We start from the raw sequence: 21,333 nt of genomic DNA, 5'->3' as shown, positions 1-21,333 counted from the left end.
AACCGGTGGCCTGATCCGAGCTACTTGAACTCGGTGGCGTGCGTGGCGGCCCACTCGGCGAACGTCCTGGCCGGGCGGCCGAGGAGGCGCTCGACCGTGTCCACCACGGAGGAGGGCTGGTCGACCATGGCCGCCTGGATCTCCAGGCGGCCGCGGGCGAAGCGCTCCGGGATCGAGCCGGTGAGCACGGCGATCTCCGCCTCGGGGTCGACCTGCTCCACCCGAACCGGCACGCCGAGCGCGGCGGAGAGGATGCAGATCTCGTCGGCCTGGGTGAGCCACTCCGGCCCGGTCAGCGGGTACGCCCGGCCGGCGTGGCCGTCCTCGGTCAGGGCCCGGACGGCCACCGCGGCGATGTCCGCCGGATCGATCGGCGCGGTGCCCACCTGGGGGTAGGCCAACCGCACCACCCCGTCCCGTACCTGCGGGGCGAGCCAGCGGGCGTTGCTCGCGAACCCGCCGGGCCGCAGGTGCGTCCAGGCCAGGCCGGACGACTCGACCGCCTGTTCCACGGCTCGGTGGTGCCGGGCGATCGGGTCGTCGGCGCCGTCTCGTACCGCGGCCGAGGACAGCAGCACGATCCGCGCGATGCCGGCGGCCCTCGCGGCGGCGACCGGGATCGCCGGATCGCCGAACGTCGAGTACAGGAACAGGGCGGTACCGCCGGCGAACGCTGCGGCGAGAGACTCGGCGTCGGCCCGGGCGGTCTCGACCCCGGCGGGCACGGCCAACTCGTCCGGGCGGCGGGACAGGGCACGAACCCGGTGGCCGGACTCGACGAGCCCGCGGACCACCTCCGCACCGACTCCGCCGGTCGCCCCGGTCACGACGATCATGATGACTCCTCTCGTTAATCAACTTACCAGCCAGCATAATCATCTCGATGGATGACTAACTGGACCGGGTGGCGGATTAGGATGGCGGCCATGCCCGCAGGTCCCCGCCGCACCCCGAACCCGGACGAGCGGCAACGCGATGCCGAGCGGTCCCAGCGGCTGCTGCTCGACGCCGCGCTGCACGAGTTCGCCGCGCACGGGTACGCGGGTACCAAGGTCGCCGACATCGCCGCCCGCGCCGGCGTCAACAAGCAGCTGATCAGCTACTACTTCGGCGGCAAGGAGGGCATCTACCGCGCCCTGCACGACCGCTGGCGGGAGCGCGAGCACGAGTTCGCCGGTCCCGACACGCCGCTGGAACAGGCGGTGCTCAGCTACCTCGCGGCCGGCCTGACCGATCCGTGCCCGGCCCGGCTGATCGCCTGGAGCGGCCTCGGCGACGACGGCTCACCCGACGTGCTCGCCGACGAGGACGACGAGCCGCGCGCCCGCGCCTGGCAGCAGCGCGGCGAGCTTGCCGCCGACGTCGACACCGCCGCGGTGCTGCTGGCCATCCGCGGCATGGTGATGGCGCCGGTGATCATGCCGCAGCTGGCCCGCCGCCTGTTCGGCACCGACCCGAGCGACCCGGAGTTTCGCTGGCGCTACGGCGAGACGCTGGTCGGCATCATTCGCCGACTGGCACGGCCGATGCCGACTGCCGACGAGCCGGCCGAAACGCCGTCGCGAGCGGAATGATCACGGCGACCAGCACCAGCGGGACGGCGAACCCGATCCGCCAGGTGGTCAGCTGCTCGACCGCGCCGACCAGCGGCGCACCGACCAGGAAACCCACGTAGTTGAACAGGTTGACCCGGGCGATGGCCAGCCCGGTGCCGGCCGGGTCGTACTGCCCGGCCGCCGAGAACGACTGCGGCACCACCACGCTGAGACCGAAGCCGAGAATGCCGAAGCCGACGATGGCCACCGCGGTGCCGGGCGCGGCGACCACCACCGCCAGACCGACCACGCCGACCGCGACCCCGGCCCGCACCGCGGCGACCGGGCCCCACCGCCGGGCCGCCTGGTCGGCGCCGAGCCGGCCGAGCACCATGCACGCCTGGTAGACCGCGTAACCCCAGGCCGCGAACTCCGCCGGCGAGGACAGCCCGCGGCGCAGGTACTCCGCGCTCCAGTTGGACGTCGCGGAGTCCGCCACGTACATCAGGGCGACGCCGATACCGATCAGCACGATCGGCCGCCACGGCACCGCCGGCCCCGCGCTCGGATCGACCGCGAGCGCCCGCTCGGCGTCGCGCCGGATCAGTCGCCGACCGGTTGCCGCCGACGCCACGATGCCGAGCGTGGCGACCACCCCGAACCCGACCCACAGCGGCTGGCGCCAGTGCTCGTTCGCCGACGAGCTGAGCGCGCCGACGATGCCCGCCGCGCTCCACACCGCGTAGAACGAGGCGAGGATGGACCGCCCGTACCGCCGTTCGAGGCTCACGCCCTGCATGTTCATGGTGGCGTCGACCGCGCCGACCGACAGCCCGAACACCGCGAGCACGCCGTACAGCAGGGGACGGTCGCCGACCGCGCCGGCGCCGAGGACCGCCAGGCACACCAGCGGCTGGGCGACGCGCAGCACCACCGCGCTGCCGAACCGCTCGGCGAGGAGGCCGGCCAGCACGCTGCCCAGCCCGGCCACCACCGGCACCGCCAGCAGCAGCAGGGTCAGCGCACCGTCGGAGAAGTCGAACTTGTCCTGCAGCACCGGCACCTGGGTCAGCAGCGCGGCGAAACACAACCCCTGCACCGCGTACGCGACGCCGATCGCGCAGCGCGTCACCGGGTCCCGGTATGCACCGGCGCCCGCCGAAGCCTGGCCCGACTGCCCCATCGCCGCCTCCGTTTCGCCACCGCCCGGCCGGTGCGCGGACGATCGCCGATCGGACCACCGGTGCCGGGACGTTCCCGGCGCCGGTGCCGCGCAGCGTATCCGAAAATTACTCGCTTTTCAGCCGGCCGCGGGGGTCGATTCCGCGGCATCGCCGGCGGGGTCGAGCGCCCGCTGCACCGACGACCACGGCTCCCGTTCGACCGCGTCCCGCCCGACCGGGCAGACCCGCCGCCAGTCGCACCAGGAGCACCGGTTCGACGGCGCGGTCGGGAAGGCGGCGTCGGGGTCCTCGCCGGCCGCCATCCGCCGCTGCGCCGCGACGATGTCGCGGGCGGTGTCCTCGGCGCGGCTCACGTGCCGGCGCAGGGACTCCTCGGTGTGCTCGTGCGCGGCCACCGAGCCGGTCGGCAGGTGGTGCAGTTCGACGCTGCGGCAGCGCCGGTGAATGGTGCGCTCGGCAGCGAACGCGTACAGCGCCAGCGCGCGCGAGCCGCGGGCATCGTCGCTGGTCAGCGGCGCACGACCGGTCTTGTAGTCGACGATGACGAGCTCGTCACCGCGCCGGTCGATGCGGTCGACCCGGCCGTTGAAGGCGAGCACCGGGGTGCGGGTCGCGACCACCCGCTCGACGCCGACCGGGTCGTCGGCCGGATCGAGGGTCCCGACGTATTCCTCCAGCCAACGCAGCGCCACGTCGAACGCCGCCCGCTCCTGCGCGCCGTCCCGGTAGCCCTCCGCGACCCAGGTGGCGCGCAGCAGCCGGGGCAGCGCCTCGACGGTGCGCGCCGCGACATCCAGCGCGTACCAGTTCTTCAGGGCGGTGTGCACGCTGGCCCCGAGGGAGTTGTGCGCCCACGGCGGCCCCTTCTGCGGCTGCGGCCGGTCGACATATTGGTAGCGGAAGCGGCGCGGACAGTCCTCGTACGCCCCGAGCTTGCTCGGCGTGCACACGAACAGCTTCTCCGGCATCCCGCCCAGCGCCAGCTGCTCCGGCACCGCCGCCCGCGGCCGCACCTGCTCCGACATCAGCACCCCTCAACCGCTCGCCACGCCACAAACCCGGACACCGTCGATCCTGCCAGCAGGGTGTGACGTTACGGCGCAGCCGGGCCGACCCGCATCGCGCGGGTCGCCCGGACCGCCCCGCGCCGGCCAGACCGGCGCCGGTCGCGCCGGGCCGATCCCGCGAGCGAGGCGCCGCGGGTACGGAACGCACTCGGCTCACCCCGGGCGGCGACGCCCGTACCTTGGTCACGCCGGCCGCCGGCCGCCGCCCCGCTGGCAAGGCGGCGGGAACGTTGCGTGGAGTACTGTGGCGGCGATCCCCTCGGAGGTGTCCATGGGTCTGTTGAAGTGGATGCGCGGCGACAGCGACTCGCCCTCGGCCGCGATGGCTGCGGCCGGTCTCGGTGAGCTCGCTGGTCTGTTGCAGCCGGGCAAACGCAAGCAGACCGAGCTGATCCAGGAGCTCAAGAGCAAACGGCAGGACATCGGCAACGATGCTCCGGGCGGTGTAGATCTGGAGCGCGGCGTCGCCGTGATCAGGTCTCGCGGCACCGACACCGACACCGACGGTGCGAGCGCCGCCGTCCACGGCGCGGCCCGGCTGGGCCGGCGCAGCTCCGAGGCGATCGCCGCCGCCCGCGCCGCCGCGGCCGAGCGTGCCGCCGAGGGCACCGCCTGATCCGGCGCGACCACCACACTCCGGCCGCCGCCGCACCGCACCGCACCGCACCGATCGACTCAACGCCGGCACCGCCTGATCCGGTGCGACCACCACCTCCGGCCGCACCGCACCGCACCGCACCGACTCAACGCCGGGGGCTGCGGCGGGTCACTGCGGCGTCGAGCCGTAGCAGCCGGGGCACCAGCACGTAGACCACCAGCGGCACCACCAACCCGGTGAGTACCAGGGTGCGCAGCGGCAGCGGCAGCGCGCCGATCAGGTCGCCCAACAGCAACTGCGCCGTGGTGATCGCGCCGTACACGGCGATCCAGGTCAGTGCCGCGCGCCGGTGCACCGACGGGACGGTAGGCGCCGCGGGGCAGGCGGTGCGGGCGACGGTGGCGGACGGCTCAGTCATCGTGTTCCCTCTCGGAGCAATTTCCAACTGGCTGGTTGGATACTGCCACGGCGGCGACCGGAAATGCAACTGGGCAGTTGGAATTGCCGTATGCTCGACGCATGGCCTGGGACACCGCACGCACCCGACAGCTCCTGCTCGACGCCGCAGTCCAGGAGTACGCGCAACACGGCCCGGTCGGCGCCCGGATGGATCGCATCGCGAGCTCGGCCGGCGTCAACAAGGAACGCATCTACCAGTACTTCGGCAACAAGCAGCAGCTGTTCGGCGTCGTGCTCGACCAGGAACTCGGCCGGCTCGCCGCCGCGGTACCGCTCACCGACGCGCTCGCCGACGACCTCGGCGAGTACGCCGGGCGGGTCTACGACTACCACGCCGAGCACCCGCACCTGGTCCGGCTGATGCACTGGGAGGGGCTGCAGGCCGGCGACGAGCCGGTCCCCGCCGAGGCCGACCGCACCCGGTACTACGCCGGCAAGGTGGCCGCGCTCGCGCAGGCGCAGCGCCGCGGCACCGTCAACGCCGCAGAAAACCCGGCGTACCTGCTCTACGCCGTGGTCGCGCTGACCGTCTGGTGGCTCTCGGTACCGCAGATCGTGCGGATGATGACCGCCGGGGCCGACGCGGACACCCCCGCGGGCCGGCGCGCCGCGCTGGTGGCCATGGTGCGCCGGATCGCCGGCTGAGCCGCCGCGGCCGGCACGCCGGGAGAGGCGCCCGTGACCAGCCGGCGCGGCGGGCTGCGGCTCAGCCGCCGTACTGGTGCACGAAGCTCGCGATCGCATCGGCGATCAGCTGCACCGCGATCGCGGCGACCAGCAGACCGGAGATCCGGGTCAGCACCTCGATGCCGCCCTGCTTGAGCACCCGGACGATGACGTTGGAGAAACGCAGGAAGCCGAGGATGATCGCGTGCACCGCGACGATCGCGGCGGCGATCGCCACGTAGTCGGCGATCCCGTCGCCCTGCCGGACGAACACGATCGACGCCACGATCGCGCCGGGGCCGGCGAGCAGCGGGGTACCCAGCGGTACCAGGGCGACGTTCGAGGTGGCGGTCGAGTCCGGGTCGTCCTGCTTACCGGTCAGCAGCTCCAACGCCACCAGCAGCAGCAGCAAGCCGCCGGCCGCCTGCATCGCCGGCAGCGAGATGCCGAGGTACTTGAGGATCTGGCCGCCCGCGACCGCGAACGCCACGATCACCCCGAACGACAACCACACCGCCTGCCAGGCGGCCCTGTTCCGGGCGCGGAAGTCCATGCTGCGGGTCAGTGCGAGGAAGATCGGTACCGAACCGGGCGGGTCGACGATGACGAACAGCGTCACCACCGCCGTGCCGAACAGCTGCAGATCCATCCCCCGCCACCCCCTCCTGCGACCACACACGGATACCAGCTCGATCGCCGGTGTGATCAGCCGGTGCGGTCCGGGGTGACCGGGCTCGCCACCGGTGTGGTGCCGGTCGCCTGGGCGAGGATCTGCTCGTACGAGGCGGGGCTAGTCAGCTCGACCGCGATACCGGTCGGCTTGTTGCTGCCGTGGTAGTCGCTGGAGCCGGTGACGAACAGGCCGAGGTCGGCGGCCAACCGCCGGGCGTGGTCGCGTTCGGCCGGCCCGTGGTCGGGGTGGTCGGCCTCCAGCCCGGCCAGGCCCGCCGCGGCCATCTCGGCGATCACCGCATCCGGTACGACCCGGCCGCGCCGGTGCGCGAGCGGGTGGGCGAACACGGGCACCCCGCCGGCGCCACGGATCAGCCGCAGCGCGTGGAAGACCTCCAGATCGTCCTTCGGAAGCCGGAACTGCTGCCCCAGCCACTGCGGTGCGAACGCCTCGCTGACCGTGTCGACCAGCCCGCGCCGGATCAGCGCCTGCGCCAGGTGCGGCCGGCCGACCGGCGCGCCGGCCGCGTCGGAGAGCACCTCGTCCCAGGTGACGTCGATGCCGCCGGCGCGCAGCAGGTCGACCATCCGCTGGGCGCGGGTGCTGCGGTTGTGCCGGACCCCGGCGAGCGCCGCGGCCAGCTCCGGCTCGTCCGGGTCGGGCAGGTAGGCGAGCAGGTGCAGACCGATCGGCGAGCCGGGCGCCTCCCACCAGCGGGCCGAGATCTCGATGCCGGGCACCAGCGTCAATCCCGGCGGTACCGCCGCGGTCGCCTCCGCCCAGCCGGCCGTGGTGTCGTGGTCGGTCAGCGCGACCACGTCGAGACCGACCTCACCGGCCAGCCTCAGCAGCGCCGCCGGCGAATCGGTACCGTCGCTGGCCGAGGAGTGCACGTGCAGGTCGATGCGCATGCCGCTCATTGTGCCGGGGCGACCCGCGCCGGTCGGTACCGATCGGCGCGGCGTCGCTGCCGGCCGACCGGGGCGGCGTCGCTGCCGACCGATCCGGACGACCGGGGCGGCGTCGCTGCCGGCCGATCGGGTCAGGCGTCGCTGCCGTCCGCCTCGGACTCGCCCAGCCGGGCCTCGACCGCCTCCGGCTCGTACATCTCCTCGACGACGCGCAGGTAGAGCTCGTTCGGGTTGGGCAGGTGCGGCACCTCGCGCAGCGCCTGGTCCTGACCGGCCGACTCCAGGACGAACGTGCCGTAGTTGAGCATCCGGCCCAGCGGGGACTGCTGGTACTTCATGTCGGTGACCCGCAGCAGCGGCATCATCGCCACCTTGCGGGTGATCAGCCCGTTGATCAGCATGACCCGCTTGTTGGTCAGGATGAACCTGTCCTGGAACCAGTCGAACGCGCGCCAGCCGACCCAGATCAGCGACAGCACCCACAGCAGCACCACGACCGTGACCGCGATGTCGGCCTTGTAGTGGGCGAGCAGGCTGCTGACGAAGCCCATCAGGAACGTCGCGACGATCAGCACGATGATCGGCACGATGATGTGGATCCAGTGCCGACGCCACTCGCCGCGGTATTTCTCCGTCGGGAACAGGTAGCGCGCGACATAGGCGCTGGGCTCCGGCTCGACCGAGGTGACCCGGCGCGGGCCGTCGTGGGGCAGCCCGGTGGCCGTGTCGAAGTCGTCGGTGTCGGAGTAGCCGCCGGCCGGTTCGATCGGCGGTGGAATGTCGGCCCGACCGCTGGGTGGCGGCGAGTCGCCGTCGCCCAGCAGATCGTCGGCCAGGTTTGGGGGATGCGCCATTCCGGGGATGGGCTCGGTGTCGCGCCGAGCGTCATCCGCCGACCGGTCGGCCTCGTCGCGGTGCATCCCTCAAATTAACCCACGAGGCTGGAGAAGAAGTTACCCACGCCGGTCAGAATGTCGACAATGCCACCGCCGATGGTCTTGGCGACCGTCGCGGCCGAAGTGGGCTTGTAGGCGATGAAGAAAATCAGGAAGGCCAGGCCACCCCAGGTGAGGATCTTCTTGATCATTGTCCCTCCCCGACGTCACTATCGCTACTGAGCGTATCAGCTAGACGCCATACTGTGAATCTCCAGCCCTGAATTCACCAGGGTAATCCCACACTATTCCGGCACCGCGTCACGTCGCCCTCCAACACGGTACCCGACGATCCGGGCACGGTCGGTCGCCACGTACCGCGCCGGTACGCACAGTGTTCGGGCATCCTCGGCCATTCGACCGACGTCGCTGGTAGGGCCGGATCCGCTCAGCGCACCGCGGACAGGTACGGCGACAACGCTCCGTACCTGAGTTCCGCAGGTCGGGAATCGGTGAGATCGTGCAGCACGACGTGCTCGGCGAGCACGTAGCCGGCCGAGGCCGGATGGGCTATCGCGTACAGCCAGAGGCCCTTCGCCTCGCCGACGTAGACGCTGCGGTCGTCGATCGACGGCACGGACCACAGCGGCGTCGGATGGCCACCCGCGACGATCTTGGCGTGCGCCACGCCCGCGGACACCGCCGCGCCGAGCACCGGGCCGGGGTCGGTGCCACCGATCCCGGCGAACCAGCAGCCGAGCCCGACACCCGGCTCCTCGGCCACCAGGACCACGTCGGCCGGGCCACCCAGCGGCGCCGGGCCCGAGCAGGCCGACACGGTCGCCACCGCGCCGGCCGGCACGTCACCGGCCCAGCCGACACCGGTGAGCATCCAGTCCGGCAGCGGCGGCCACGGGCACCACAGCGGTACCCGGCCGCCGGCACGCACCGCGTCCACCTCGGCCGGGCCGACCCCGGCCGGAATCTGCAGCGGCGGCACCGAGCCGTGCCGCGCGCAGACCCACTCGGCGTGCCCGGTGTCCGACCGGTGGACCGGTCGTCCGCATCGTGGGCACCTCGCCCCGCTCACTCATCCCACGGTGATCGTCTGCACCGGTCGCGTCAAGTCGACGCCACCGGCATCGGCCCGACCGGCCCCGGACCGGCACCGGCACCGGCACCGGCACCGGCACCGGCACCGGCACCGGCGGGCACGCTGCCGGCCGCCGGCTCGGTCGGCGGCGTCGCGTGCTGCCGGATCCAGGCGTGCATGGCGATGCCGCTCGCCACGCCCGCGTTGATCGACCGGGTCGAGCCGTACTGGGCGATCGAACAGACCAGGCTCGCCGCCCGCCGGGCCGGCTCGGACAGTCCCGGCCCCTCCTGCCCGAACAGCAGCAGGCTGCGCCGGGGCAGCGTCACCGACTCCAGCGGTACCGACCCGGCCAGGTTGTCGATGCCGACCAGGGTGAGGCCCGCATCCGCCGCGTACGCCAGCAGCTCCTCGATGCCCGGGTGGTACCGGACGTGCTGGTACCGGTCGGTCACCATGGCGCCGCGGCGGTTCCAGCGGCGCCGGCCGACGATGTGCACCTCGCGGGCGAGGAACGCGTTCGCGGTGCGCACCACGGTGCCGATGTTGAAGTCGTGCTGCCAGTTCTCCACCGCCACGTGGAAGTCGTGCCGGCGAGTGTCCAGGTCGGCCACGATCGCCTCGCGCCGCCAGTACCGGTAGCGGTCGACCACGTTGCGCCGGTCACCGCCGGCGAGCAACTCCGGGTCGAGCCGGGGATCGTCCGGCCACGGGCCCGCCCAGGGGCCGACGCCGACGCCGCTGTCCTGTTCGTCGTGCACGATCCGACGATACGGCGCGGCGCCCGGCCCGCCGACCGGCCGCAGCCAGCAGACCCGGTCGAACGCTGCCCCGGGAGCGGCGCGATCAGCGAGCATGGTCGACCGCTGCCCGGCGCAGCGCGATCAGCGAGCACGGTCGAACGGGTCGCCGAAGGCGGCGGCCAGCTCGGCCAGGAAGCGCCGCTCGGCCGCGGAGACCGCCTCGCCGCCGATACCCAGGAAGCCACCGGACCGGGCCGCCGCGCAGACCCGGTCGGCGATCGCGCCGATCCAGTCCCGGTACGCCGCGGCGTCGGCCGGCGCGGCCTTGGCGGCGAGCACGTCCGCCGCCCGGCGGCAGGCAGCGAGCACGTCGGCGACGCCGCGCGCCCGGTCGTTGAACTCGACCGCGGCCGGCCGCGGCGCCTCGGTGTCGTCGTCGGTCCACAACTCGGCGGCGACCCGGCGCACCAGCGGGCTGTCCGAGTGCCGGCCGGTCTCGATGGCGCGATCGCCGGCGAGCCCCTCGTCGATGGTGCGGCGCATCCCGTCCGCCTCGGCGGAGGTCGCCGCGATCACCACCCGCTCCGGCAGCTCGACGAGCAGCTGCCACTCGTGCGGGGTGAAGTCGGTGACGTCCCGGTGCTGCGTCTGACTGGTCATGTTCGCCTCCGCACCCTCGGCTCCGGTCTCAGCATAGAGCCGGAATGTCCGATGACGGGGCGTTCCCGACCCGGTGCCACCACGTCAGGTGTCGGATCGACGACGATACGTCAGGCTGCCGTGCGGTACCCGCCGGTCAGCGGACCAGGTCGCTGCCCCACCCGTCGTAGTCGCCGCCGTGTGCCTGCACGACCGCCTGTACCTGCACCGACGCCTCGTCGACGGCGGTGAGCGGCGCGGCCCGTACCGCGGTGAGCGTGACGCCGCCCTCCGGATCGGTGCTCGCGGTGACCCGGTAGCCCAGCGCGCCCAGCTCCTTGCCGCTCGCGCCGGCGCCGGCCTGGTCGGCGAAGTGCGCCGAGTGCTCGATCGGCCGGGGTATTTCCGCCCGGTCGCCCCGGGCCACGAGCGCCGCCACCAGCGGACGATTGTAGCTGCGCTGCTCGGCCGCCGGGTCCTTGGTGAACACCGCCCGCGCGTAGCTCCAGTCCGGGTCGGCCTCGACGTGCTGCACCGGTACCGCCGGACCGGTCGCGAGCTCCGGGCCGGCCGGCAGCTTCAGCTCCCCCGGCTCGGCCGGCAGCTGGAACACGAACGTGCACTCGCCGGCGCTGATCACCCGGCCCACGTACTGCCCGTCGGCGCGCTTGGCCACCTCGGCGGCCAGCTTGTCCTCGAACACGTAGAGCTGGTGCGCCGCGCCCGCCGCCGGCGAGCCGTCCGGCCGGGTGGCGCCGAAGGCGACCCGCACCGTCAGCCGTACCGGCAGCTCCGCGACCGGCGCGGCGGCGACCGCGGCCAGGTCGGCGTGCAGCATCGCGTCGGCCTCCGGCCGGTCCGCGGACGCCGGTACCCGGCCCGGGAAGGTCTGCCAGTCCGGCTCCCAGCTCGGCTTGTTGCGGCGGAACAGCGGCACGACGGCGACTCCCTCGAGCGGAACGATGTGCTGCCGGGCCGGCGAACGGCCCGTCGACGCGGCGACCGTACCCGGCCACCGCCGGCAAGTCTGCCGTACCGGCCGCCCGCCCGCCCGGCCGGCACGACACCTGTCGACCGTGGCGGTACGGCGGGCAGGGGTCCACCCGCGGGTGCGAGCGGCGTGCCAGACTCTGCGCATGCAGGGGCAGATCACCACCCGGGCCGGCACCGGCGACGAGGTACCGGACGACCCGCCGGTGCGGCGGCTGAGCCCGCGCGGCCGCGCCCTGCGGGTCGTGGTGGCGCTCGCCGGTGTGGCGCTGCTGCTGGCCGGCACCCTGGTCGGGCAGGACGACGACTTCCCGTTCGGCCCGTTCCGGATGTACGCGACCGCCGACAGGCTGAACGCGCCGGTGCACGACACCCGGCTGCACGCGGTCGACGCGTCCGGCCGGCACCTGCAGCTCACCGACACCCAGACCGGGTTCCGCCGCGCCGAGCTGGAAGGGCAGCTGCCGCGCATCGAGCAGCACCCGGAGCTGCTCGGCGCGATCGCCACCGCGTACCACCGGCGCCAGCCGGACGCGCCGCGGCTGGTGCGCATCGACGTCGTGGTCCGGCTGCTGGCGCTGCGCGACGGCCGGCCCACCGGCGCCTACACCGAACGTACCGAGGCCACCTGGCGGGCCCGGTGACCGCGGCCGTTCGCGCGCTCGGGCGCTGGTTCACCAGCCCGATGCCGCTGGGCCGGATCGCCGCGTTCCGTACCCTCGTCTACCTGTTCGTGGCCGCCGACCTGGTGCTGTTCACGCCGTGGGTACGGCTGCACGCCGACGTGCCGGGCACGCTCTACCAGCCGCTGCTGATCGGCCGGCTGCTGCCGCTGCCCACCCCCGGACACCTGCTGATCACCGCCCTGTTCTGGGTACTGCTGGCGGCCGCGCTGCTGGCCGCCACCGGTCGCGCGCCCCGGCTGCTCGGCTGGCTCGTCTTCGCGCTGTACCTGGAGTGGATGCTCGTCGCGATGAGCTACGGCAAGGTCGACCACGACCGGTTCGACCTGCTGGTGGCGCTGGCCGTACTGCCGACCGTCGGTGCCGCGCGGCACGGCGACCCGACCCGGTCGGAGCGGGCCGGGTGGGCGCTGCGGTGCACCCAGCTCGCGGTGGTCGCCACCTACTTCCTGTCGTCCTGGGCGAAGTTCCGGTTCGGCGGGCTGGAGTGGTTGACCGGCGCCACCATGACCCGCGCGGTGCTGCGCCGCGGCACGGAACTCGTCGAGTGGTCCACCCACGTACCGCATCTGCTGGTCGTGGTGCAGTTCCTGATCGTCGCGTTCGAGCTGACCACACCGGTCGTGTTCCTGCTCCGCGGCCGCTGGTACTACCTGCAGGTCGCGCTGATGTACGCGTTCCACCTGATGGTGTTCGCGGCGGTGACGATCAGCTTCGTCCCGCACCTGATCGCGATGACGAGCTTCCTGCCGCTGGAGCGGGTGCGGCCGGTGCGCTGGGCGGCCCGGCTGCTGCGCCGCGGCACCGACCCCGCTCCCCCGCTGCCCGGCTAGCGTCGTCTGGCTCGGCCGGCGCCAGCCGGTGGGCGGGGCGGGCCAGTGGTCGGCGGCGGGTCGGCGGCGGGTCAGTCGCGGATCGGCGGTGGTCAGTGGCGGTCGGCGGCGGGGAGCGCGCAGGCGGCGGTACCGCCGGGCATCAGGTCACGGTGCCGGGAGATCCACCGGTACACCGGCCAGGCCAGCCAGCGCACCGGCGGCGCGCCGAGCACCACGCCCAGCGGCCGCCAGAACGAACCGGCATCGCGCAGCAGCCGGGCGATCGCGTCCGGCCCGGACGCGACTCCGGCCGCGTCGATCCACTGCACCGACTCGTCGACCTGCTGCTGGCTGACGCCGAGCGCGTCGAGGTCGACCCGCTGCCAGGGCAGCACGGCGGCCCGGGTCGGGATGTGCCGCTCGATGAACCCCGCGCAGCTCGAGCAGAACGCGCAGTCGCCATCGAACAGAAACGTGGGGCGATCGCCGGTCATACCGCCAATCCTGCCCCTGTTCGGTTTCCCCGGCCACCGAAGACGCCGGTGTCCCCCGACACCGGCTCGGCACCGGTCGCCGCGGCCGCTCAGGCCGAGGCGCCGTCGGTCGACGACGACACCCGGATCGTGCCCCGGCACCCGGCCTGGTCGAAGATCCTGCGCAGCTCGTCCACCCGCCGAATTTCCCAGCGACCGTTTCCGCCGTACCGGCGGCCGGCACGTGCGGCGCGGCCGGCACGTCGCGCAGCCGGCGCCGGTCCGGGCAGGTCAGGCTCGCCCTTCGCGGCGATCGGATCAGCCGTTTCGGTGGACGATGGATCGAACGTGTGTTCGAATGGAGGGCATGCGTTGGGAACAGCAGCGGGCCGACCACCTGGCCGAGCAGGCGTTGCCGCTCGACCTGCCCGATCCGGCGGCGCAGCGGCGCGGTTCGGGTCGGGCGGGCCTGCACCTCGCCCCGACCGGGCCGGTCATCGCCGGCACCGAAGACGCGATGGCGATCGAGATCCAGGCCAAGTCGCTGATCAACCGCGTCCCCGGCGAGTCGGCCATGCCCTTCCGCTGGACCATCAACCCCTACCGGGGCTGCACCCATGCCTGCGTCTACTGCCTGGACGGCGCGACACGGGTGCTGCTCGCGGACGGGCGTTCGCGCCCGATCGCCGAGCTACACGTCGGTGACCAGATCTGCGGAACCCGCCGGGACGGCGTCGACCGGCGATACGTCCCGACCCGGGTGCTGGCGCACTGGCGCACCGTGAAGCGGGCGCACCGGGTCACGCTCGCCGACGGCACGACCATCGTGGCCAGCGGCGATCACCGGTTCCTGACCGAGCGCGGCTGGAAACACGTCCGCGAAGCGGCGGGCGGCTCCGCACGGCGGCCGCACCTCGGCACCGGCGACACGTTGCTCGGCCTCGGTTCGCATCCCGTCCCGGCCGCCGCACGGCCGGACCACCGCCGCGGGTACCGGTCCGGTACCAGCCGAGGCGACGGGGCCCTTGCGACGCACCTGTACCCGGTCGACCCTGTGCGGACGCCGATCGGTACCGGGGTCGAGTGCGGCGCGGATCTGCGGGTCGTCTCGATCGAGGATCTCGCCGAGGAACGCGTGATGTACGACATCACCACCGGAACCGGGGATTTCCTCGCGAACGGCGTGGTCAGCCACAACTGCTTCGCCCGGAACACGCACACCTATCTGGATCTGGATGCGGGGCACGACTTCGATTCGAAGATCATCGTGAAGGTCAATGCGGGGGCACTGTTGCGGCGCGAGCTGGCCTCGCCCCGGTGGTGCGGCGAGCCGATCGCGATGGGCACCAACGTCGATCCGTACCAGCGGGTCGAGGGGCGCTACCGGCTGATGCGCGAGATCCTCGGCGCGCTGCGCGACCACGCCAACCCGTTCTCGATCCTGACCAAGGGCACGCTGATCCAGCGAGACCAGGACCTGCTCACCCAGGCCGCGGCGGTCACCGACGTGTCGGTCGCCTTCTCCATCGGGTTCCTGGACGAGACGCTGTGGCGGCTGGTCGAGCCGGGCACCCCGGCGCCGTCACGCCGGCTCGACCTGGTCCGCCGGTTCACCGACGCGGGCATCGGCTGCTCGGTGCTGATGGCACCGATCCTGCCCGGCCTCACCGACCAGGAGGCCGAGCTGGACCGCACCGTGGCGGCGCTGGTCGAGGCGGGCGTCACCAGCATCACGCCGATCGTGCTGCACCTGCGACCCGGTGCCCGCGAGTGGTACCAGGCGTTCCTGGAGCGGCACTTCCCGCGACTGGTCCAGCCGTACCGGCGGCTCTACCGCAACGGCAGCTACGCCCCGGCCGCCTACCAGCGCACCGTCGTCGCCCGGGTGCGGTCCGCGTGCCGCCGGCACGGGCTGCCGGACCGGTCGGCCGGCAACTTTCGCGAAGTCGGCGACACCGCCCCGCAGGCGCCGCCGGCAGAACAGCTGCGCCTGGTCTAGAGCGCGTCGGGAACCCCGGCCGAGCGAGGCGAGTCGCCCGTGCGCGCCGGCTGGCGGAGGGCAGTGGCGTGCCGGGCCCGCCCGGCTGACCGACAACGCCGGACACGTCCGTGCCACGAGCGTCGACGTGCACGCGACAGGTAACCTCGGGCGCACCCCCACAGGACCCGGTCTGCGCTCGGGCGAGACGGGTCACGCTCCGAACGGGGCTGGCACGGAAGGACACACCGATGAGCTGGCCAACGCCCCAGGGCGAGCCACCGGGCGGCCCCTACTACGACGAGCAGCCCTACTCGCCGTACGCGCTGCCCTCCGGCAGCGAGCCCCCGCCGTACGGGCCGCCGCCGCCGTACGGGCCGCCGCCGTACGGCCAGGCCGGCTACGGCTACCAGGTGCAGTCGACCACGACCAACTCGATGGCCATCGCCTCGCTGGTCTGCGCGCTGTGTGGCGCCTTCGTGGTGCCGATCATCGGGTCGATACTCGGCATCATCTTCGGGCACATCGCGAAGAAGCAGATCAGGGTCTCCGGCGAGCAGGGCGACGGGCTGGCCATCGCCGGGCTGATCGTCGGCTACGTCTTCGCCGGGCTGTACGTGCTGGGCTGCCTCGGCTACATCGGCTTCCTGGTGCTGATCGTGGGTGCGACGGCGAGCAGCAGCAGCTACGACAGCGGCTCGGACGGCTACAGCTTCGTGCTGCCGGTGCTCACCGGCCTGTTCGGCGGCTGACCCGGCCGGCAGGCGATCGGCTCAGCCGCGGTAGTGCGACTCGCGGATGCTGTTGCCGCCGTCGACCACGATCAGCTGCCCCGTGACGTACGAGGCCGACGGGGTGCACAGGAACGCGATCACGGCGGCGACCTCGTCGGCGGTACCGGGCCGCCCCATCGGTGTGTCGAGGCCCTGCCGCAGTTCGGTGAGGGTGGACGCGTCGGTGTGCACCAGCCCGGGGGCGACCGCGTTGACGGTGACGTTGTCGGCGACCAGCTCCATCGACAGCGCCCGGGTCAGGCCGAGCACGCCGGCCTTGGCCGCGGCGTACGCGCCTTCGGTGGGCATCGCGTTGATCGGCCCTTCGGTGGCGGACACGCTGACGACCCGGCCCCAGCCGCGTTCGGCCATCGCCCCGACCACCGCCCGGCTCATCAGGAACGCGCTGGTCAGGTTGCGGTCCAGTTCGGCCCGCCACTGCTCGTGACTGAGCTGGGTGACCGGCCGGAACACCTCCGGGCTGGTCTTGGAGGCGAGACCGGCGTTGTTGACCAGCACGTCGACGTCGCCGAGCTGGTCGGTGACCGCGTCGGCGAGCGCGCCGACCTCCGACTCGTCGGTGAGGTCGGCGACGAAGCCGGTGGCGCCGAGTTCCTTGGCCCGGTCGTGGATGCGGCGGGTGGTGGACACGATCGCCACCTGGGCACCCATCGCGGCCAGCCGGCGAGCGGTGGCGAAGCCGATGCCGTTGGGGCTGCCGGCGCCGGTGACCAGGGCGGTGCGCCCGGTCAGGTCGTCGGTCAGCGGAGCCGGGAGGTCCTGCCTCGTCTGGTCGGTCATGCCGTGATCCTCCCTTTTCCGTGCGCGACGGCGCAACGACTCGCGCGGCCCTTCTCCGCGGTAGTGCGAACCTACGGTGTCCGACCCGGTCCGGTACGGCGTTTGGCCGCGCCGGCGGCATCCGGATGCCGGGTCGGCCGACCCGGTGAACCGCGGTGGCGGGAGTGGACCGGGTGCGGTACCACGGTGCTGGGGGCCACCGCCGGGACGGCGCCGTGGATCGGCCTCATCGATCGGAAAGCTGCGGGTGAATCATGACAATCGACCCAGAAGCCGAACCGAGCGAGCGGGTGGCGGGTGCCGGCACGCTGACCGAGGCGCAGGGCGCGGCGCTGACCGGGCTGGCGGTGGAGACCGTACGGCGCCGCCTGGTCGGCGCCGAGCCCGCGGTGGCGCCGCCCGGGGAGCCCGTGCTGTCGGAGCCGGGGGCGTCGTTCGTGACGCTGGAGCGGCGCGGCCGGCTGCTCGGCTGCATCGGGTCGCTGCGGCCGGTGCGGCCGCTGTTTCTGGACGTGGCCCGCAACGCGGCCCGGGCGATGCGTGACCCGCGGCTGCCGCCGGTGTCCGCGGACGACTGGCCGGAGCTGGACGTCGAGGTGTCGGTGCTGACCCCGGCCGAGCCGCTGGCGGTGGCCGGCCGGGCGGAGCTGCTCGCCGCGCTGCGTCCGGGCATCGACGGCCTGGTGTTGACCGACGGGGTGCGGCGCTCGACGTTCCTGCCGGCGGTGTGGGCGAAGATCGCCGATCCGGCCGTGTTCCTGGACCGGCTGCTGGTCAAGGGCGGCTGGCCGGCCGGCGGCTGGCCGGCGGGACTCGCCGCGAGCCGGTACCGCACGGTCGAGTTCCACGATCGTGCGCCGCGCGGCCCGCTCGGCCGGTGACAGGCGGCGCGGCTGACGGTTGGGCCCGGATCGGTCAGGATGGTGCGGTGACGAACTCCCCGGAGGAACCGGTACCGCTGGTCGTCGAGGCGATGCGGAAGGCGTCGGTGGCGTGGCTCGCCGAGTTGCCCGGCCGGCCGCCGGAGCAGGCCAGCACGGTGTGGTGCGCGTGGCTGGACGGCGCGCTGTACGTGGTGTCCGGGCCGGGCGAGCAGCCGGTGCCGGGGCTGGCGGAGGCGCAGCGGTGCACGGTGACCGCACGCGGCGACAGCGGCGGACGGATCGTGACCTGGCCGGCGTCGGTACGGCGGGTCGAGCCGGGCGGCGAGGAATGGGAGCGGGTGGTCCCGCAACTCGCGGCCAAGCGGCTCAACCTGCCCGCGGACGAGGACACCGGGGCGCGCTGGGCAGCCGAATGTGTGGTGTCGCGGCTGACGCCGGCCGGTGCGCCGGCGCCGCTGCCCGACGCATCGCTTGCCGCACCGGCGCCGGAGACGCCGGCGGCGCGGCGCACCGCAACCCCGTTCCACCTGCACCGCACCCCGCGCCGCCGCTGACCCGAGCGGCCGGCCGCCACGCCGCCGCCGACCCGCGCGGCGTTGACGATGGCCGGCAACGCACGCGGTCGGCGGGCGGCGACACCACTGGCGGGGCCGGCCGATCGCGTCGTGGGGGCGGCGCCGCGGTGGATGTCGGTCAGCGCGGTGGTTCGCGCAGTTCGCCCGCGGCGACGGGGACGACCTCGCCGGTGACCCGGCAGCGGGTGGCGCGGCCGGCAACCGCGGTGACCTCACATTCCAGTGTGGATGGTCGACCCATCTCGACGCCCTGCCGGACGGTGTAGCCGGTGACGCCGTCGGCCGGGAGCAGCCCGACCGCCACCAGGTACGCGCCGTGCGCCAGCGCCGCCGAGCCGGTCGCCGGATCCTCCGGTACGCCGAGATCGCCGGCGAACACCCGGGCCCGGGAGGTGGCGGTGGCCGGATCCCAGGCACTGACCGAGATGGTGTGTGCCGCCGCGCGGATCTTCGCCACCTCGGGCGCGGTGCGGGCCAGCGCGTCCGGTCGCACCAGCAGGTGTACCGAGTCGATCCCGGAACCGGCGAGCCGCGGCGCCGGGCCGGCGAGGTCGGCGGCGGTCAGCCCGACGGCGTCGAGGTAGGGCGCCGGGTCGAGGTCGGGCCCGACGCTCGGCTCGCCACCGGTCAGCGTGGCCCGCTGCGCGGTCGCCTCGACCGGCAGGTTGCCCGCGCCGCACTCCTGGATCAGCGCTCCCGCCGCGAGCCGGCCGAGCCGTACCAGGGTGGCGGCGGTGCCGACGCTGGGGTGGCCGGCGAACGGCAGCTCGGTCTGCGGCGTGCAGATGCGCACCCGGTAGCTGCCTCCGGCGGCCGCCGGCAGCACGAACGCGGTCTCGGACAGGTTGAACTCGCCGGCGATCGACAGCAGCTGGGCGTCGTCCAGCGCGTCGGCGCCGAACACCACGGCGAGCGGGTTGCCGGCGTAGGGCCGGTCGGTGAACACGTCGACGATCTCGTACCGAAGCATGCCGAAACCGTAGAGCCCCGGGCCGGGTCCGGACAGTGCCACTCCGGCCACAGTGGACCCCGAGCGCGGCCAGCGGTACCGGAGTGGGACGCGCGGCACACGCCGAATGCGCCTGGCGCGGCGTTTGCGCCGCTACCGTCCACCGAGTCGTTAGGCTGGCGGCGTGGCAGCGGCGACCAGGGTGTACGTGGCGCGCCTGGCCGGCATCGTCGTGTACGACCCGAACGGCGACCAGGTCGGCCGGGTGCGCGACGCGGTGGCCCGGATGCGCCCCGGCAACGCCCCGCCGCGGGTGGTCGGCCTGGTGGTCGAGATCGGGGTTCGGCGCCGGATCTTCGTACCGATCGGCCGGGTCACCACGATCGAGGCGGACGCGGTGCTGCTGTCGACCGGCACCCTCAACCTGAAGCGGTTCGAGAAGAAGCCGGGCGAGGTGCTGGTCCTGGAGGACCTGCTGGACCGGCGGGTGAGCGTCACCGAGCCGGGCAGCGACCCGCGGCCGGGCAGCGTGGTGGACGTCGGGATGGAGCAGGAGCGGTCCGGCGAGTGGACGTTGCGCCGGCTGGCGGTGCGCGCGACGCCGACCCACCTGGGCCGGCGCGGCCACCTGCGCCAGGTCGACTGGGAGCAGGTCACCGGGTTGTCCGACGCGGCCGGTGAGCAGGGCACCGCGAACCTGCTCGCGGTGCTGGACCAGATGCGCGCCGCGGATCTGGCGAACACGCTGCAGGACCTGTCCGGCCGGCGCCGGCTGGAGGTGGCGGGCGCGCTGCACGACGACCGGCTGGCCGACGTGCTGGTGGAGCTGCCCAACGACGACCAGGTGGAGATCCTGGAGTCGCTCGGCGTCGAGCGTGCCGCGGACGTACTGGAGTCGATGGACCCGGACGACGCCGCCGACGTGCTGGCCGAACTGCCGGAGCCGGAGAAGGACGAGCTGCTCGCGCTGATGGAGCCGGCGGAGGCGGCGCCGGTGCGGCGGCTGATGGACTACGCGGCCGGTACCGCCGGGTCGATCATGACGACCAATCCGGTGATCCTGCTGCCGGACGTGACGATCGCCGAGGCGCTGGCCGCGATCCGGGAGCCGAAGCGGTCGCCGGTGGTGGCCGCGCAGGTGTTCGTCAGCCGGGCGCCGGCGGCGACCCCGAGCGGCCGGTTCCTGGGCATGGTGCACTTCCAGCGGCTGCTCCGGGAACCGCCGTCGGACCTGGTCGGCGGCGTGGTGGTGGACGACCTGGACCCGGTCGGTCCGCAGACGCCGATCGCCGAGGTGACCCGGCAGATGGCGACCTACGACCTGGTCGCGATGCCGGTGGTGGACGAGTTGAACCGGCTGGTCGGGGTGGTGACGGTGGACGACGTGCTCGACCATCTGCTGCCCGAGGACTGGCGGGACCGGGACCGTGCCTGACGGGGAGCGGCCGGTACGTGGCCGGCTGGACCAGCCGCGGGTCCCGGGCCGGTTCCGGCTGCCGCGCTGGGATGCGGACACGTTCGGCCGGTTCGCCGAGGCCGCCGCCCGGTTCATGGGTACCGCCCAGTTCATCGTGGTGATGACGGTGGTGGTGATCCTCTGGGTGAGCTTCAACCTGATCGGGCTGGCCGGGATGCGCTGGGATCCGTACCCGTTCATCCTGCTCAACCTGTTCTTCTCCACCCAGGCGTCGTACGCGGCGCCGCTGATCCTGCTGGCGCAGAACCGGCAGGACGACCGGGACCGGATCCAGGCGGACGCGGACCGCCGCCGGGCCGCCGCGCAGAAGGCGGACACCGACTACCTGGCCCGGGAGATCGCCGCCCTGCGGATCGCGCTGAGCGAGGTGGCCACCCGCGACTTCGTCCGCTCGGAGCTGTCCCGGCTCATCGAGGAGATCGACCGCCGGGACCCACCGAACCCGGTACCGGCGGCCACGCCCGAGCCGTGACGTCGGTCCGCGTCGGCGTC

General features: G+C 73.5%; 25 protein-coding genes and 1 pseudogene. 11 read left to right on the top strand and 15 right to left on the bottom strand.

Features of this window, described 5'->3' with window-relative positions; translation table 11 throughout:
* Window positions 1–20 precede the first annotated feature (20 nt).
* The gene (locus Asera_RS15710) at window positions 21–836 is read right to left on the bottom strand and encodes an SDR family oxidoreductase (RefSeq protein WP_030448717.1); all 816 of its coding nucleotides are present in this window, start codon (window positions 834–836) and stop codon (window positions 21–23) included.
* 90 nt (window positions 837–926) lie between these two features.
* Here Asera_RS15710 and Asera_RS15705 point away from each other — a divergent pair, with 90 nt between their 5' ends.
* Window positions 927–1,574 carry a TetR family transcriptional regulator gene (locus tag Asera_RS15705; protein ID WP_051802810.1) on the top strand — a complete coding sequence of 216 codons (648 nt, stop codon included), beginning with the start codon at window positions 927–929 and terminating at the stop codon, window positions 1,572–1,574.
* Here Asera_RS15705 and Asera_RS15700 read toward each other — a convergent pair.
* Both Asera_RS15700 and Asera_RS15695 read right to left on the bottom strand, forming a co-directional pair.
* Window positions 1,504–2,718 carry an MFS transporter gene (locus Asera_RS15700; protein ID WP_030448715.1) on the bottom strand — a complete coding sequence of 405 codons (1,215 nt, stop codon included), beginning with the start codon at window positions 2,716–2,718 and terminating at the stop codon, window positions 1,504–1,506. The two genes, Asera_RS15705 and Asera_RS15700, sit on opposite strands and share 71 nt — an antisense overlap.
* A gap of 117 nt (window positions 2,719–2,835) precedes the next feature.
* Window positions 2,836–3,744 carry a RecB family exonuclease gene (locus Asera_RS15695; protein WP_051802809.1) on the bottom strand — a complete coding sequence of 303 codons (909 nt, stop codon included), beginning with the start codon at window positions 3,742–3,744 and terminating at the stop codon, window positions 2,836–2,838.
* Window positions 3,745–4,057: 313 nt separating this feature from the next.
* Between Asera_RS15695 and Asera_RS15690 the strand changes: the two genes are divergently transcribed.
* Entirely contained in the window at window positions 4,058–4,402 is a 345-nt protein-coding gene (locus tag Asera_RS15690; RefSeq protein ID WP_157035092.1) for a DUF6191 domain-containing protein, read from the top strand.
* A 127-nt stretch (window positions 4,403–4,529) separates the two neighbouring features.
* Here the strand turns inward: Asera_RS15690 and Asera_RS15685 are convergent, their stop codons facing one another.
* The gene (locus Asera_RS15685; RefSeq protein WP_030448712.1) at window positions 4,530–4,802 is read right to left on the bottom strand and encodes a putative antibiotic biosynthesis monooxygenase; all 273 of its coding nucleotides are present in this window, start codon (window positions 4,800–4,802) and stop codon (window positions 4,530–4,532) included.
* Between the two features lie 101 nt (window positions 4,803–4,903).
* Here Asera_RS15685 and Asera_RS15680 point away from each other — a divergent pair, with 101 nt between their 5' ends.
* Window positions 4,904–5,488 carry a TetR family transcriptional regulator gene (locus Asera_RS15680; RefSeq protein ID WP_030448711.1) on the top strand — a complete coding sequence of 195 codons (585 nt, stop codon included), beginning with the start codon at window positions 4,904–4,906 and terminating at the stop codon, window positions 5,486–5,488.
* A 61-nt stretch (window positions 5,489–5,549) separates the two neighbouring features.
* Here the strand turns inward: Asera_RS15680 and Asera_RS15675 are convergent, their stop codons facing one another.
* The 8 genes and pseudogenes from Asera_RS15675 to Asera_RS15640 all read right to left on the bottom strand — a co-directional run bounded on the left by Asera_RS15675 (window position 5,550) and on the right by Asera_RS15640 (window position 11,380).
* On the bottom strand, window positions 5,550–6,158 hold the full coding sequence (locus Asera_RS15675) for a MarC family protein (protein WP_030448710.1): 609 nt from the start codon (window positions 6,156–6,158) through the stop codon (window positions 5,550–5,552).
* A 56-nt stretch (window positions 6,159–6,214) separates the two neighbouring features.
* Complete coding sequence (locus tag Asera_RS15670) at window positions 6,215–7,093, bottom strand: PHP domain-containing protein (protein ID WP_157035091.1); 879 nt, start codon at window positions 7,091–7,093, stop codon at window positions 6,215–6,217.
* Window positions 7,094–7,224: 131 nt separating this feature from the next.
* Complete coding sequence (locus Asera_RS15665) at window positions 7,225–8,013, bottom strand: PH domain-containing protein (protein ID WP_051802791.1); 789 nt, start codon at window positions 8,011–8,013, stop codon at window positions 7,225–7,227.
* Between the two features lie 8 nt (window positions 8,014–8,021).
* On the bottom strand, window positions 8,022–8,180 hold the full coding sequence (locus tag Asera_RS15660) for a hypothetical protein (RefSeq protein ID WP_169745903.1): 159 nt from the start codon (window positions 8,178–8,180) through the stop codon (window positions 8,022–8,024).
* A 236-nt stretch (window positions 8,181–8,416) separates the two neighbouring features.
* Window positions 8,417–9,058, bottom strand: a complete 642-nt coding sequence (locus Asera_RS15655) for a DUF6758 family protein (protein ID WP_030448707.1) — start codon at window positions 9,056–9,058, stop codon at window positions 8,417–8,419.
* 149 nt (window positions 9,059–9,207) lie between these two features.
* Window positions 9,208–9,822 (bottom strand): annotated as a pseudogene (locus Asera_RS15650) (TrmH family RNA methyltransferase); the annotation flags it as partial.
* 123 nt (window positions 9,823–9,945) lie between these two features.
* A complete protein-coding gene (locus tag Asera_RS15645) occupies window positions 9,946–10,464 on the bottom strand; it encodes a hypothetical protein (protein WP_030448705.1) in 519 nt (172 codons plus the stop codon).
* 136 nt (window positions 10,465–10,600) lie between these two features.
* Window positions 10,601–11,380 carry a DUF695 domain-containing protein gene (locus Asera_RS15640; RefSeq protein ID WP_030448704.1) on the bottom strand — a complete coding sequence of 260 codons (780 nt, stop codon included), beginning with the start codon at window positions 11,378–11,380 and terminating at the stop codon, window positions 10,601–10,603.
* A 199-nt stretch (window positions 11,381–11,579) separates the two neighbouring features.
* Here Asera_RS15640 and Asera_RS15635 point away from each other — a divergent pair, with 199 nt between their 5' ends.
* Both Asera_RS15635 and Asera_RS15630 read left to right on the top strand, forming a co-directional pair.
* Window positions 11,580–12,077 carry a hypothetical protein gene (locus Asera_RS15635; RefSeq protein WP_244843901.1) on the top strand — a complete coding sequence of 166 codons (498 nt, stop codon included), beginning with the start codon at window positions 11,580–11,582 and terminating at the stop codon, window positions 12,075–12,077.
* Complete coding sequence (locus Asera_RS15630; RefSeq protein WP_342344421.1) at window positions 12,074–12,949, top strand: MFS transporter permease; 876 nt, start codon at window positions 12,074–12,076, stop codon at window positions 12,947–12,949. Before Asera_RS15635 ends, Asera_RS15630 begins: the two co-directional genes overlap by 4 nt.
* Before the next feature lie 92 nt (window positions 12,950–13,041).
* Here the strand turns inward: Asera_RS15630 and Asera_RS15625 are convergent, their stop codons facing one another.
* On the bottom strand, window positions 13,042–13,425 hold the full coding sequence (locus Asera_RS15625) for a thiol-disulfide oxidoreductase DCC family protein (protein WP_030448701.1): 384 nt from the start codon (window positions 13,423–13,425) through the stop codon (window positions 13,042–13,044).
* Window positions 13,426–13,771: 346 nt separating this feature from the next.
* Here Asera_RS15625 and Asera_RS15620 point away from each other — a divergent pair, with 346 nt between their 5' ends.
* Window positions 13,772–15,403 (top strand): Rv2578c family radical SAM protein, encoded by a 1,632-nt coding sequence (locus Asera_RS15620; protein WP_084132519.1) that lies wholly within the window; start codon window positions 13,772–13,774, stop codon window positions 15,401–15,403.
* Window positions 15,404–15,633: 230 nt separating this feature from the next.
* Window positions 15,634–16,134 carry a DUF4190 domain-containing protein gene (locus Asera_RS15615; RefSeq protein ID WP_051802790.1) on the top strand — a complete coding sequence of 167 codons (501 nt, stop codon included), beginning with the start codon at window positions 15,634–15,636 and terminating at the stop codon, window positions 16,132–16,134.
* Between the two features lie 21 nt (window positions 16,135–16,155).
* On the opposite strand, the gene Asera_RS15610 is transcribed toward Asera_RS15615, so the two are convergent.
* Window positions 16,156–16,956, bottom strand: a complete 801-nt coding sequence (locus Asera_RS15610; RefSeq protein WP_051802789.1) for an SDR family NAD(P)-dependent oxidoreductase — start codon at window positions 16,954–16,956, stop codon at window positions 16,156–16,158.
* A 254-nt stretch (window positions 16,957–17,210) separates the two neighbouring features.
* Between Asera_RS15610 and amrA the strand changes: the two genes are divergently transcribed.
* On the top strand, window positions 17,211–17,837 hold the full coding sequence (gene amrA, locus Asera_RS15605) for an AmmeMemoRadiSam system protein A (RefSeq protein ID WP_084132485.1): 627 nt from the start codon (window positions 17,211–17,213) through the stop codon (window positions 17,835–17,837).
* 47 nt (window positions 17,838–17,884) lie between these two features.
* The gene (locus Asera_RS15600) at window positions 17,885–18,394 is read left to right on the top strand and encodes a hypothetical protein (RefSeq protein WP_030448696.1); all 510 of its coding nucleotides are present in this window, start codon (window positions 17,885–17,887) and stop codon (window positions 18,392–18,394) included.
* Between the two features lie 139 nt (window positions 18,395–18,533).
* Here Asera_RS15600 and Asera_RS15595 read toward each other — a convergent pair whose 3' ends face one another.
* A complete protein-coding gene (locus tag Asera_RS15595; protein WP_030448695.1) occupies window positions 18,534–19,385 on the bottom strand; it encodes a PhzF family phenazine biosynthesis protein in 852 nt (283 codons plus the stop codon).
* Window positions 19,386–19,548: 163 nt separating this feature from the next.
* On the opposite strand from Asera_RS15595, the gene Asera_RS15590 reads away from it, so the two are divergent.
* Together Asera_RS15590 and Asera_RS15585 are read left to right on the top strand one after the other, a co-directional pair.
* Window positions 19,549–20,799: a magnesium transporter MgtE N-terminal domain-containing protein gene (locus tag Asera_RS15590; protein WP_030448694.1), complete on the top strand. Its 1,251-nt coding sequence runs from the start codon at window positions 19,549–19,551 to the stop codon at window positions 20,797–20,799.
* Window positions 20,792–21,313: a DUF1003 domain-containing protein gene (locus Asera_RS15585; RefSeq protein WP_030448693.1), complete on the top strand. Its 522-nt coding sequence runs from the start codon at window positions 20,792–20,794 to the stop codon at window positions 21,311–21,313. The genes Asera_RS15590 and Asera_RS15585 overlap by 8 nt, the downstream gene beginning before the upstream one ends.
* Window positions 21,314–21,333 lie beyond the last annotated feature (20 nt).

It is taken from the genome of Actinocatenispora sera, from assembly GCF_018324685.1.
In the GTDB taxonomy this organism is placed as follows: domain Bacteria; phylum Actinomycetota; class Actinomycetes; order Mycobacteriales; family Micromonosporaceae; genus Actinocatenispora; species Actinocatenispora sera.
Note: the sequence above shows the minus strand (reverse complement) of the source record. Positions and strands in the feature narration are given on the sequence as shown.

Excerpts from the sequence above, each read along its gene's own strand:
- Asera_RS15710 (WP_030448717.1), bottom strand. The coding sequence starts at position 836 with ATGATCGTCGTGACCGGGGCGACCGGCGGAGTCGGTGCGGAGGTGGTC.
- Asera_RS15705 (WP_051802810.1), top strand. The coding sequence starts at position 927 with ATGCCCGCAGGTCCCCGCCGCACCCCGAACCCGGACGAGCGGCAACGC.
- Asera_RS15700 (WP_030448715.1), bottom strand. The coding sequence starts at position 2,718 with ATGGGGCAGTCGGGCCAGGCTTCGGCGGGCGCCGGTGCATACCGGGAC.
- Asera_RS15695 (WP_051802809.1), bottom strand. The coding sequence starts at position 3,744 with ATGTCGGAGCAGGTGCGGCCGCGGGCGGCGGTGCCGGAGCAGCTGGCG.
- Asera_RS15690 (WP_157035092.1), top strand. The coding sequence starts at position 4,058 with ATGGGTCTGTTGAAGTGGATGCGCGGCGACAGCGACTCGCCCTCGGCC.
- Asera_RS15685 (WP_030448712.1), bottom strand. The coding sequence starts at position 4,802 with ATGACTGAGCCGTCCGCCACCGTCGCCCGCACCGCCTGCCCCGCGGCG.
- Asera_RS15680 (WP_030448711.1), top strand. The coding sequence starts at position 4,904 with ATGGCCTGGGACACCGCACGCACCCGACAGCTCCTGCTCGACGCCGCA.
- Asera_RS15675 (WP_030448710.1), bottom strand. The coding sequence starts at position 6,158 with ATGGATCTGCAGCTGTTCGGCACGGCGGTGGTGACGCTGTTCGTCATC.
- Asera_RS15670 (WP_157035091.1), bottom strand. The coding sequence starts at position 7,093 with ATGCGCATCGACCTGCACGTGCACTCCTCGGCCAGCGACGGTACCGAT.
- Asera_RS15665 (WP_051802791.1), bottom strand. The coding sequence starts at position 8,013 with ATGCACCGCGACGAGGCCGACCGGTCGGCGGATGACGCTCGGCGCGAC.
- Asera_RS15660 (WP_169745903.1), bottom strand. The coding sequence starts at position 8,180 with ATGATCAAGAAGATCCTCACCTGGGGTGGCCTGGCCTTCCTGATTTTC.
- Asera_RS15645 (WP_030448705.1), bottom strand. The coding sequence starts at position 10,464 with ATGACCAGTCAGACGCAGCACCGGGACGTCACCGACTTCACCCCGCAC.
- Asera_RS15635 (WP_244843901.1), top strand. The coding sequence starts at position 11,580 with ATGCAGGGGCAGATCACCACCCGGGCCGGCACCGGCGACGAGGTACCG.
- Asera_RS15625 (WP_030448701.1), bottom strand. The coding sequence starts at position 13,425 with ATGACCGGCGATCGCCCCACGTTTCTGTTCGATGGCGACTGCGCGTTC.
- Asera_RS15620 (WP_084132519.1), top strand. The coding sequence starts at position 13,772 with ATGCGTTGGGAACAGCAGCGGGCCGACCACCTGGCCGAGCAGGCGTTG.
- Asera_RS15615 (WP_051802790.1), top strand. The coding sequence starts at position 15,634 with ATGAGCTGGCCAACGCCCCAGGGCGAGCCACCGGGCGGCCCCTACTAC.
- Asera_RS15610 (WP_051802789.1), bottom strand. The coding sequence starts at position 16,956 with ATGACCGACCAGACGAGGCAGGACCTCCCGGCTCCGCTGACCGACGAC.
- amrA (WP_084132485.1), top strand. The coding sequence starts at position 17,211 with ATGACAATCGACCCAGAAGCCGAACCGAGCGAGCGGGTGGCGGGTGCC.
- Asera_RS15595 (WP_030448695.1), bottom strand. The coding sequence starts at position 19,385 with ATGCTTCGGTACGAGATCGTCGACGTGTTCACCGACCGGCCCTACGCC.